Origin of the sequence: Citrobacter sp. Cm038, from assembly GCF_030333105.1 — a bacterium.
Taxonomy (GTDB): Bacteria; Pseudomonadota; Gammaproteobacteria; order Enterobacterales; family Enterobacteriaceae; genus Citrobacter; species Citrobacter murliniae.
This window is the reverse complement of record NZ_JAOWGO010000016.1, coordinates 525,339-536,386: the sequence shown is the minus strand read 5'-3', so window position 1 is coordinate 536,386 and position 11,048 is coordinate 525,339. Positions and strand designations below refer to the sequence as shown.

10 protein-coding genes and 3 tRNA genes are annotated in these 11,048 nt (G+C 48.1%); 8 read left to right on the top strand and 5 right to left on the bottom strand.

The features are described from left to right. Positions 1-37 precede the first annotated feature (37 nt). The 4 genes from OGY01_RS04770 (at position 38) to brnQ (ending at position 3,164) form a co-directional block, all read left to right on the top strand. Positions 38-403, top strand: a complete 366-nt coding sequence (locus OGY01_RS04770) for a RidA family protein (protein WP_286492533.1) — start codon at positions 38-40, stop codon at positions 401-403. A 10-nt stretch (positions 404-413) separates the two neighbouring features. Beyond that, positions 414-1,067, top strand: a complete 654-nt coding sequence (locus OGY01_RS04765) for a helix-turn-helix transcriptional regulator (protein WP_045444385.1) — start codon at positions 414-416, stop codon at positions 1,065-1,067. Beyond that, positions 1,057-1,863, top strand: coding sequence for a PhzF family phenazine biosynthesis protein (locus OGY01_RS04760; protein WP_286492531.1), 807 nt, complete (start codon positions 1,057-1,059; stop codon positions 1,861-1,863). Before OGY01_RS04765 ends, OGY01_RS04760 begins: the two co-directional genes overlap by 11 nt. Before the next feature lie 131 nt (positions 1,864-1,994). After that, positions 1,995-3,164, top strand: a complete 1,170-nt coding sequence (gene brnQ / locus OGY01_RS04755; RefSeq protein ID WP_045444390.1) for a branched-chain amino acid transport system II carrier protein — start codon at positions 1,995-1,997, stop codon at positions 3,162-3,164. A 184-nt stretch (positions 3,165-3,348) separates the two neighbouring features. Here the strand turns inward: brnQ and OGY01_RS04750 are convergent, their stop codons facing one another. Continuing rightward, on the bottom strand, positions 3,349-3,987 hold the full coding sequence (locus tag OGY01_RS04750; RefSeq protein ID WP_045449685.1) for an ECs1377 family protein: 639 nt from the start codon (positions 3,985-3,987) through the stop codon (positions 3,349-3,351). 463 nt (positions 3,988-4,450) lie between these two features. Further along, a tRNA-Ser gene (locus OGY01_RS04745) sits at positions 4,451-4,540 on the bottom strand. Between the two features lie 93 nt (positions 4,541-4,633). On the opposite strand from OGY01_RS04745, the gene mtfA reads away from it, so the two are divergent. Then, positions 4,634-5,431: a DgsA anti-repressor MtfA gene (gene mtfA, locus OGY01_RS04740; protein WP_045444392.1), complete on the top strand. Its 798-nt coding sequence runs from the start codon at positions 4,634-4,636 to the stop codon at positions 5,429-5,431. Between the two features lie 100 nt (positions 5,432-5,531). Continuing rightward, a tRNA-Asn gene (locus OGY01_RS04735) sits at positions 5,532-5,607 on the top strand. A gap of 37 nt (positions 5,608-5,644) precedes the next feature. Here OGY01_RS04735 and cbl read toward each other — a convergent pair. Further along, positions 5,645-6,595, bottom strand: a complete 951-nt coding sequence (gene cbl, locus OGY01_RS04730; RefSeq protein ID WP_045444394.1) for an HTH-type transcriptional regulator Cbl — start codon at positions 6,593-6,595, stop codon at positions 5,645-5,647. 101 nt (positions 6,596-6,696) lie between these two features. Continuing rightward, positions 6,697-7,614, bottom strand: coding sequence for a nitrogen assimilation transcriptional regulator NAC (nac, locus tag OGY01_RS04725; protein ID WP_045444396.1), 918 nt, complete (start codon positions 7,612-7,614; stop codon positions 6,697-6,699). 324 nt (positions 7,615-7,938) lie between these two features. On the opposite strand from nac, the gene OGY01_RS04720 reads away from it, so the two are divergent. Further along, positions 7,939-8,014, top strand: a tRNA-Asn gene (locus OGY01_RS04720). A 161-nt stretch (positions 8,015-8,175) separates the two neighbouring features. Further along, positions 8,176-9,438 (top strand): tyrosine-type recombinase/integrase, encoded by a 1,263-nt coding sequence (locus tag OGY01_RS04715; RefSeq protein WP_286492530.1) that lies wholly within the window; start codon positions 8,176-8,178, stop codon positions 9,436-9,438. A gap of 694 nt (positions 9,439-10,132) precedes the next feature. Here the strand turns inward: OGY01_RS04715 and OGY01_RS04710 are convergent. Next, the gene (locus tag OGY01_RS04710) at positions 10,133-11,020 is read right to left on the bottom strand and encodes an integrase domain-containing protein (RefSeq protein ID WP_286492529.1); all 888 of its coding nucleotides are present in this window, start codon (positions 11,018-11,020) and stop codon (positions 10,133-10,135) included. Positions 11,021-11,048: the final 28 nt, after the last annotated feature.

Below are 11,048 nucleotides of genomic sequence, written 5' to 3'. Positions count from 1 at the left end.
ACGTTATGGCATCCCCCCCGATGAGTAAGACTAAAGTATGAGTATTAAGCGCTATGCCACCAGTAAGCCCTTCCCTTTTTCCGATGCAGTTCAAGGGAATGGCATGGTATTTCTTTCAGGTCAGGTATCTATGACAGAGGAGGGTGAACCCATGTATGGCTCTGTGACTGAACAAACGCAGAGGATCATGCATACCATTGTTGAAACGCTGAAAAGTACAGGTATTTCGCAAGATAATGTCGTCAAAGTACAGGTATGGTTAAGTGATATGAAATATTTTGCTGAGTTTAACGCAGCATATTGCACGTGGTTCCCAAATGGTTACCCTGCAAGGACAGTAACAACCAGCCGCCTTGCCTTTGAATTGGATGTTGAGATAGAGGTACAGGCAGTCGCCTCGTAAAGAGACCATAATGAAAAACGAACGTGATCACTTAATAACTGTGCTGAGCGCTTCACTGGAAGCTCTGCGTACAACTCTCCCCTCAAATACTGAAGCCGTGTTACACGATCTTACACAGCCGGAAAAATCAGTTATCAGTATTGTCAACGGGCATATAAGTGGTCGGAAAATTGGAGATGCGCTGCTATCGGGACCGGATGATGACGCCGGCTTTTTAGGGCTACTCGATGCTTCACAGCCCGTCCCTACCCGTGTATTCAGTGGATATACAACAACAACGGTCGCAGGAACAAAGCTGAATAGTGCATCAACAATTTACTACAGCAAATCAGGTAGTCCTCTGGTGGCCTTCTGTATAAATGTTGATATTGAGGCCGTGGTACGGTTAAAGCGTGAGCTTGATTATCTTCTGCCAACACCTGTCGAGACAGAAAGCGCTGACAGTATCCCCAGAGATATTCAAGATAAGTCACTGGACGAAGTTCTTGCTCAATATCGACCAACAGGCTCAGAAAGCAAAACAGACTTTAGAAAGCGGGTCGTATCTGAAATACATGCAATGGGATTTTTTAAAATTAAAGGCAGCGTTAACCATGTAGCAAGAGCATTAGGCGTAACGCGATATACAATCTATAACTATCTGGACAAAATCAATGATAAATAATATCACAACCAGCCTCCCCTTTTACCAGGTGGATGCTTTTACGTCGCTCCCCTTTGGAGGCAATCCCGCTGCTGTATGCCCATTAACGGCATGGCTGGATGATGATATTTTGCAATCGATCGCTGCAGAAAATAATCTCTCAGAAACCGCGTTTTTCGTACCTGTTGAAGATGGATATCATCTCCGCTGGTTTACACCGGCGACAGAAGTTGATTTATGCGGTCACGCAACGCTGGCAACATCATGGGTAATGTTCAATAAACTAAATCATCCTGGCAAATCTATTCGTTTCCATACGCGCAGTGGCATTCTGACTGTGACTCAGCAAGGTCATGAATATTGCATGGACTTTCCGGCAAAGTCTGCCACAGAAGTTGAAGCGCCTGCAGGGTTACTTGAAGCACTCGGTATCACCACCGGTGTGATTAGTGTATGGCAATCAGACGATCTGATTGTGCTGGTGGACGATAAAGCAATCATTGATAAATTAGCGCCGGACTTCAATAAATTGGCTTTATTTGATACCCGTGGCGTCATTGTCACTGCCGGGGATAAAGAGTTTGATTTTGTCTCTCGCTGGTTTGGACCGCAAGTTGGCGTAAATGAAGATCCCGTTACCGGATCAGCACATACTTTTCTTGCCCCGTTTTGGGCATCACGGTTAGGCAAAACAGAATTAACGGCGCAACAAGGCGGTGCGCGAAAGGGCACATTGCGTTGCGTTGTAGGCGATAATAAGCGTGTAGAATTATACGGTGCCGCCCGCTTGATGATTGAAGGGATGTTTCAGTTGTAATATTACAGCCCTGATTTGTAATGGTGAATATTTTCACCATTACTCATGCTCAGAAAATCATACTTTACCCCTCCAGTGATATTGATAACACAATCAATAAATATGGCAATATCATAAATGCGAGTTTATAAATGACAGCAAACACAAAACTATCCTTGCCAGAAACTATGGCACTTGGCGGAATGACGCTAGCTCTTTTTCTCGGTGCCGGCAATATCATATTCCCACCGTTGGTTGGTCTGCAAGCCGGTACAAACACGTTTAACGCTGGTTTTGGTTTTATTATTACAGCTGTGTTATTTCCTGCATTAGCAATAATTTCACTTGCGATTAATGAAGGTAGTATCAATGAACTCACCAGGCCATTAGGAAAATGGGTCAGCTTTATATTCATCGGTATTTGTTTTTTAACTCTTGGTATGTTATTTGGTACTCCACGCACAGCTACCATTAGTTATGAAGTAATAACTAATGGAGCAGCAGACATATGGTGGAAAAAACTTATTTTTTCTGCTGTTTTTTTCGGACTGGCAGGCGCAATTTTAGCAAAGCCAGGTAAGATGCTTGAAGTCGTCGGCTTTGTCCTGTCACCGGTAAAAATTAGTGTGCTGATTTTCATTGGCGTATGCGCATGGTTTCATCCCATAGGCGAGATCACTACGGCGACAACTATATATGAAACACAAGCTTTCAGAGCAGGGTTTGTAAATGGTTACCAAACATTAGACGTGATCAGCGCACTATGTTTTGGGGCTATTATCTCACACACGCTTAAGCAACGTGGGGTTACACATACTAAAGGCATTTTCCGATATTCTGCTTCATCAGCATTTATTGCTGCCACCGGACTAACTCTGATTTACATTTGCTACATATCGATGGGCGCACACACTCCAGAGATTGGTGCGACAAACGGTATGCAAATCATGAGTGCATATGTAGAGACTGTTTTTGGAACATATGGCAGAGAATTGCTGGCAGCCATTATTACTCTGGCCTGCCTTGTCACCGCAATAGGACTCACGAGCGGTACAGCACAATTTTTCAAGCAGAACACAGGTATTTCTTACGGCGTATTTGTGACTCTGTCTCTTATATTCTCAGCAGCAATTGCTATTCTGGGCTTGAATTCGCTGACAACACTGGCGATACCGGTTCTTTGCTCTATCTATCCGGCTGTTCTGGTTGTAGTAATATTAGGCATATTTCGTAGATGGTTTGATATTCCGGATAATTTATACAGAGTCTTTTTTTATAGTGCGCTGGGAGTCGGCATTCTCAGTCTGTTTGTGAAAGGATAAATTAGTCCCTAATGGCAACCTCTCTCCGATTATACGATGAGGGTTTTGTGTAATCTTAAGCCTGCGCTATCTCCTGATTTCTGTGAAACGCCAGAGAGATGGCGCCGCCTCCGTCTTTTCAGGAAAATTTATTAAAAGTGATACTTCACGCCTGACGCCATTGCCCGTCTGGGCAACATAGCTGTTACTCTGAACAACCGTCACATCTGTAAACAGGGACCCGTCGATGGGTATCGGTCAGATTGTCGAAAACCTCAGTCTCTGATGTTGAAATCGCCATACCAGCCTTCCGAAGCCTTAGCACATCGGCAGCAATCCTCTGGATCCCAAACCAAAAAAGTCCATCCAGCGCAGTAACCGGTAACCCTGCCTCAAGTGCCATTCTCAGTCGTTCGCGCGGAGACTTCACTGTTTTTGCTATTTGCTGGTAAGGTGCGGCCGTGATCCCGGATACATCCACCCGCCGAATGCGATTGGACAGATGATAGTGAAACTCATCTGGTATCCCGCTCAAATCCGCCTTCAGACTCCAGACACAACCAAAACGTTTCCCGTTGAAAACCACATTCTTTTGGTTGAGTTGCCATTCATCACGCACACTGGCTATTAGCTGTGGAGTGCGTACCAGCAACAACCGAAAAGGTAGCTCAAAGCTGGTCACATAATCCACGTTAAGCAACGCAATACGCAGGCGCTCCTCTGCCCCTGCTTTTTTATCCTGACATTCAGCAATAACATCCGCCCACTGACGGGTTAACCTGGGGGACTCCCCTCTTTCCGTTAAACAGTACTTTTCAATCTGGTAGTCAATGGATGAGGACACTCCGATTCCCTTCAGTATGCAGTTAAGTATTGAGTTGCTTATTTTACCAGCAGCCAGATGTAACGGGAAGCATACTATTAAACGGAAACCTGCCGTTTCAGCGATAAATATTTCACTACGAAACGCTGCGTAACGTCTCAAGGGCATGAGCTTATATCAGAAGCAAAACGACAGAAATTTAGTATTGATATAGTAAGGCGCATCCGGATATTCCTGAGTGAATATCCGGTATTTGGGCTGAGGAACAACCTTATTAAAGTGCAACACTTCGACTGAAGTCACAAAATGAATGACATGCTGGTAAAGCTCTACCTGGAATGCTGGCTAAGTGATAACTTGTGTAGCTGCGAGTTTGCCCAATGCATACCAGGACAATACCCAGCAAACCAGTTATGAATGGCATACTGAACAAATAAAGTTTTAGCTGAAAGAGATATAAATCGATTGGGTTGAGGCGGTGTTTTGGCGGAGAGAGGGGGATTTGAACCCCCGGTAGAGTTGCCCCTACTCCGGTTTTCGAGACCGGTCCATTCAGCCGCTCTGGCATCTCTCCGTTCTGGCGGTTGCCATGATGCCAGGTAATTTGGCATTTTAACAGACCCAGTTCCGTCAATTTCGTTCAAGTGACGAGTTTGCGAGCAAAACGATGATTAAGTGGCCCTGGAAAGAACAAGAAACAGTCCGTAATGATGAGTGGCCCTGGGATGATGCCCTGGCAATTCCTCTTCTGGTGAATCTCACTGAACAAGAACAAGCCAGACTGATCGCCCTGGCCGAACGCTTTTTACAGCAAAAAAGGTTAGTTGCCCTTCAGGGATTTGAACTGGACCCACTGAAAAGTGCGCGTATAGCTTTGCTTTTCTGTTTGCCCATACTGGAATTGGGTATTGAGTGGCTTGATGGTTTTCACGAAGTGCTCATCTACCCTGCCCCATTTGTCGTGGATGACGAGTGGGAAGATGATATTGGGCTGGTGCATAATCAACGCGTAGTTCAGTCCGGACAGAGTTGGCAGCAAGGTCCGATCATCCTGAACTGGCTCGATATCCAGGATTCCTTCGATGCCTCCGGCTTTAATCTGATTATCCATGAAGTGGCGCATAAACTTGATATGCGTAATGGTGATCGCGCCAGCGGCGTCCCGGCAATCCCTTTGCGAGAAATTGCAAACTGGGAACACGATCTGCATGCGGCAATGAACAACATTCAGGACGAAATCGATCTGGTGGGTGAAACCGCATGCAGTATAGATGCATATGCTGCGACCGATCCTGCCGAATGTTTTGCCGTATTATCCGAGTATTTTTTCAGCGCTCCCGAATTGTTTGCACCGCGTTTTCCCGCATTATGGCAGAGGTTCTTCCAGTTCTATCGGCAAAACCCAATGCTACGGTTGCGCGATAGCCGGGAAGATGACGATTATCGCTCATCGAATGTGCATTAATACTACGTTTTGAGGATTAATTAACCAATTGATATGGCGTGCTAATTTTACTGTTGACACGATATAGTGAGGTCAGTAATATGCGCCTCGTTCACACGATTCCTCTGTAGTTCAGTCGGTAGAACGGCGGACTGTTAATCCGTATGTCACTGGTTCGAGTCCAGTCAGAGGAGCCAAATTTAGAAAAGCCCGCTTTTTAGCGGGCTTTTTGCTTTAGATCTGATAATCAATCATCACTTCATCTGGCTCCATAGCCTGTCGTTTGATCTCATCCACCGATAAGCCCGCATTACATAACTCAATGAATCGCCAGACGTAATTACGCTGTAATTGACCTCGTTTCAGGCCAAGCCAGACGGTATTCGCATCAAATAAATGCCGGGTATCCAGACGGATCAACGTGCCCTCTTCCTGCTCACCGCTGGATTGCTCCGCCACCAGTCCAATCCCCAGTCCCAATGCCACATAGGTTTTAATCACATCCGAGTCCTGAGCGCTAAGGATAATATCGGGCACCAGTCCTTTACGCGCAAATGCCTCATCAATGCGGGAACGTCCCGTAATACCTTGTCGATATGTAATTAGTGGCCAGTGAGCAATAGACTCTAACGTCAATGGAGAAGCCTGAACTAACGGATGATCATGAGGAACAAGCAGGCTGTGATGCCAACGGAACCAGGGAAAGGCCACCAGCAGTGGATCGCTACTTAACCGTTCGCTGGCAATCCCGATATCTGCCCCGCCATTTTGCAATAGCACGTCAATTTCTTGCGGCGTCCCCTGTACTAACTCAAGACGGACTTCAGGAAAGAGTTCGCGAAATGCCTTAATCACCGACGGCAGGCTGTAGCGAGCCTGTGTGTGCGTGGTAGCAATCGTCAGAACACCGGACGTGTCATTTGTAAACAAATCCGCCAGTCGGCGAACATTACTGGCTTCATTAAGAATACGTTCGGCGATAACCAGCAATGCTTTGCCCGGCTCAGTCATGCCCAGCAGGCGTTTACCGCGCCGGATAAATATTTCAATACCGAGTTCATCTTCAAGCTCGCGAATATGCCGGCTTACGCCAGACTGCGAGGTATAAAGAATGTTCGCGACTTCCGTCAGGTTGTAATCCTGACGGGCCGCCTCGCGGATAATTTTAAGTTGCTGGAAATTCACGCTTCGCTCCGGGTACATCAGACATTACGCTATTGTTAAAGTCTGACGCCCGGCATAACAAATAATAAAAACCTGCATCTTATTCCTGTCGGGAATAAGGTTTAACTGACCAGCTGCAATTCGCGGTTTTCCAGCGCCGGACGGCTGACCAGTGATAACAGAATTTCTTTTACCGCTTGTGCCTGCGGCGACAAACTCCCTCTGGCCGATACATTCAGCGATAATGGCAAGCTCATCGACGGCGTTGTAATCCGGGCCATCCAGCCATTTGCGGCATTACATAATGAACGAGCGGCCGACTCAGGCAAAACAGTCACCCCCATACCGCTTGCAATAGCTGCAGTTAATGTGGAGATGGACTCGATTTCCCCGATTACTTTGGCCGTTAAGCGACGTAGCGAAAAGGCTTCGTCCACACGTAAACGTACCGCACTATAATCTCGCGGAAGAAACAGATTCATTTGAGCTACTGCGATTAAATCAACACTTTGACCCGGACAGTCACGCGTGCCAACAAGGAAAAGATCTTCTTTTAGCAATGGTTGACTGGAAATCCCAGCCACCGGCGAACGCTCATAGAGCACAGCCATATCAAGTTGACCACTGAGCAGTTTGTCGTTGAGCACTGCGCCACTGTTTTCATGCAGGTAAACCAAAACATCCGGCAGCTCGGCACGTACAGTTTGTAATAACGGCATCGTTATTGAGGATGCGGCAGTTCCAGGTGCGAGCCCAATAGACACCTGCCCACTCAACGTCTGCCCGACATTATTGACCGCGAGCTGCGCCTGTTCACACTGACGCAAGATAGTCCGGGCGTGAGTATAAAGAACCTTTCCGGCCTCAGTTGGCGTCACGCCGCGCTTGGTACGAATCAACAATTGCTGATCCAGTTCACCTTCCAGCGTAGCAACCTGCTGACTCAGCGCAGGTTGCGCAATGTGCAACACCTCCGCGGCCTGGGTCAGGCTACCAATATCGACGATTTTTACGAAGTATTTCAGTCGTCTGAAGTTCATTTTGCCTCCTGTCGGAATACCAGAACCCGTGCTGGCAGTCATATTTATCAGGTTGCAAGATGCTTGCCAGTTTCGCCTGGCTGCGGTTAATCGCGCTAACCACCCGAAAAATAAGGGCCGATGGTGAATAATAACTATTCTCGATGCTTTGCGCAGTTTTCTGCCTGCCCCAACACGGGTAGGCGCGCACCAGAATGGAGCAAAAACATAAAAAGATTGAAAGATCGTCGCTTTGTTGATTTTGTCAGCAAACAAACTCACATTTGCATTTACCCCTTTGACAACCCCTACGACCCTCGCTAATATGCGCCTCGTTCACACGATTCCTCTGTAGTTCAGTCGGTAGAACGGCGGACTGTTAATCCGTATGTCACTGGTTCGAGTCCAGTCAGAGGAGCCAAATTTCTATTTTCAGGTGTGCTTATAAGTCCCTATTCAATTAGGTTTCAATAAGTTAGCGTGAAAATCTTTCCCGATGCGTATCTGGTTTTCCCTGCGCATCCGGCGAAATTGGTGGTCTGATTTGGGGTCATTTCAGTTCGATAATGGAGTGACCACCATATGTCCCTGTCCGACGCGAAAATCCGCAGTATTAAGCCTTCTGATAAACCCTTTAAACTGACTGATTCACACGGTCTGTATCTGCTTGTCAATCCGGGTGGCTCGCGCCTCTGGTATCTCAAATATCGCTTCAACCGAAAAGAATCCCGCATCGCACTGGGTGCCTATCCGCAGGTCTCGCTTTCCGATGCCCGCCAGCAGCGCGACGGTATCCGTAAGCTGCTGGCGCAGAATATCAATCCCGCACAACAACGCATGACTGAAAAAGCCGCCGCGTCACCGGAAAAATGCTTTGAGGCCGTTGCGGTGGCATGGCACAAAACCAACAAGAAATGGTCGGCTGACTATGCAGAGCGCATCCTCGCCAGTATGAAGAATCATATCTTTCCGGCGATTGGTCACCTGCCCGTCACGATGCTGAAAACGCAGCATTTCACGGCGTTATTGAAAGTTATCGAGGATAAAGGCTTTCTGGAAGTCGCGTCCCGTACCCGGCAGCAACTCTGCAACATCATGCGTTACGCCGTTCAGCAGGGACTGACCGAAAACAACCCGGCGCAACATCTGGAAGGCGTCACCGCACCGCCGGTTAAAAATCATTATCCCGCCCTGCCGCTGGAACGGTTGCCCGAATTGTTTGAGCGCATTGGCGACTATCAGCAGGGACGGCAGCTTACGAGGCTGGCGGTGGTGTTGACTCTCCACCTGTTTATTCGCTCCAGCGAGCTGCGCTTTGCCCGCTGGAGCGAGATAGATTTCAGACATAAAATCTGGACCATTCCCGCCACCCGCGAGGCAATCGACAAAGTTCGTTTTTCAGGTCGTGGCGCTAAGATGCGTACTCCGCATATTGTGCCACTTTCTCAACAGGCTATCGCTATTCTGAAGCAGATACAGGAAATTTCCGGCCATCTGGAGCTGGTCTTTCCCGGCGACCATAACCCGTATAAACCGATGAGTGAAAACACCATAAACCGGGCGCTGCGTCTGATGGGCTATGATACCAAAACCGATGTCTGTGGACATGGCTTCCGGGCAATGGCCTGTAGCGCACTGGTTGAATCGGAACTCTGGTCGCGGGATGCGGTGGAACGGCAGATGAGTCATCAGGAGCGGAACAGCGTGCGGGCGGCGTACATCCACCGCGCCGAGCATCTTGACGCCCGTAAAGACATGATGCAGTGGTGGTCGGACTATCTGGACGTGAGCCGCGAGGGGTACGTTGCGCCCTATATTTATGCCCGGCGGCATAAGGCTGCCTGAGCCAGTAATAGTGTGATTCGTTAAAAATGAAAAAGCAGATCCTGATTGAATCCGGATCTGCTTTTTGCATTGAAAGGATTTGTCTTCAATTTTTGGGTTATTAATCGGAAAGCGTGCAAAATTATTCGACGCAGAATAATTTTGTACGAAAACCTATCGATATATTATGAATCAATAGGCAAAAAACGGAAATTATTCACAGTAAATAATTTCAGGCGATAACTGCCAGACAATCTGCACCAGAACCTGATTTGCCAATACGCCACAACTGCACCGGTTCAATGCCACCGTTTACCTGCGCCAGTCCGCCGTCACCTGCCGTGTCAGGACTGCGCCAGATATTATCGGATAAATATAGAACTGCACCAGTGTTAAGGCCCTTTCAGCCCTTTGGCCTTTTCCGGTCTGGCGCTGTTACCCTTAGCCGCCCCTTACCCTTTCCGGCCTTTTTCCTTTTGCTGGCGCAATCACCAGAAAAAATACCGGAATGCTGCACCAGAAGCCTGTTAATAGGCCATACCGTTCAGAAGCATTGTTATTGAGAGGAAATCATACAAAAAATTTTGGCCCCAAAATTTTTTGTACGAAAACCAATGAATAGCGTGAAATTAATAGGAAACTACCCAAAATTATTTGGGGCAAAAAATTTTGTACGGAAAACGATGAATAACATCATATTGCAAGTCTTAAGCTATCAATCAGCATCCCCCTTTCTCCCGTAAACCTGCGCCACATACCGCCCGCGCCCGTCGCCGTGGCCCAAATCCATCGCCGTCATTGCCAGTGCTTCCTTCTCACAAAAACCCTGCGCCAGATAATGACGGATCGCATCCTGCGCCCAGGCATAGCGCAACGAGTGCGGAGAATATGCGCCCGTTAACCCGAGACGTGCCGCCTGACTGTGCCAGTATTTCATGGCGGTTTTCAGATCCGGCTTATCTATCAGCCTGCCGTGACGATCTTCTGCCACAGCCAGCGCATTATCCAGCGCTTTTCTGACTGCTACCGCATCAAGAATAATCGTCTCACGGGGTCGCCCGCCTTTGGTGCCAAAGACCACGGTTAAGCGGGTGTCACCACGATCCAGCGCCTGCAACCACGTTTTCAGCGACTGTACGCTCTGCACCGTCTCCTGCGAACGCAATCCCATCAGCCTTGAGAGTTCCAGTGCTGCCGCCATCCCCAGATCTTTTACGCGGGCCGTTTCCAGCACGTCGCGATAGTGCTCCGGCGTGATAGCCTGCTTTGTACCGTTGCGGGATACGCCAGACAGACCAAGAGAACGGTTGTTCAGCCGCTCACTCTGTGCCAGCCTGTCACGCCCGGCCTGTTTCAGAATGCAACGTACCGCTGCCATCTCATTTTGCAGGGAACGCTTTGTAATGCCCTGCGCCAGCCGTTCACAAACATAGCCTTCAATATGCCGCGCCTTAAGCTGTTCCAACCGGCGGATCTGCACATTCTGCGCCAGTACCAGACGTTCACAAAACCGCTGCGCCAGCTTAATGCGATCATGAACTGTCTTATGGCTGCCGCCTGCCTGCTGCGCCAGTCGCTTCATTTCCTGCTCCAGTATTCCCACACATTCCCCTTTTCATGAATGCCACAAA

What these genes read in the sequence shown, in the direction of transcription:
- OGY01_RS04770 (WP_286492533.1), top strand. Translation starts at nt 38, where the DNA reads ATGAGTATTAAGCGCTATGCCACCAGTAAGCCCTTCCCTTTTTCCGAT.
- OGY01_RS04765 (WP_045444385.1), top strand. Translation starts at nt 414, where the DNA reads ATGAAAAACGAACGTGATCACTTAATAACTGTGCTGAGCGCTTCACTG.
- OGY01_RS04760 (WP_286492531.1), top strand. Translation starts at nt 1,057, where the DNA reads ATGATAAATAATATCACAACCAGCCTCCCCTTTTACCAGGTGGATGCT.
- brnQ (WP_045444390.1), top strand. Translation starts at nt 1,995, where the DNA reads ATGACAGCAAACACAAAACTATCCTTGCCAGAAACTATGGCACTTGGC.
- mtfA (WP_045444392.1), top strand. Translation starts at nt 4,634, where the DNA reads ATGATTAAGTGGCCCTGGAAAGAACAAGAAACAGTCCGTAATGATGAG.
- nac (WP_045444396.1), bottom strand. Translation starts at nt 7,614, where the DNA reads ATGAACTTCAGACGACTGAAATACTTCGTAAAAATCGTCGATATTGGT.
- OGY01_RS04715 (WP_286492530.1), top strand. Translation starts at nt 8,176, where the DNA reads ATGTCCCTGTCCGACGCGAAAATCCGCAGTATTAAGCCTTCTGATAAA.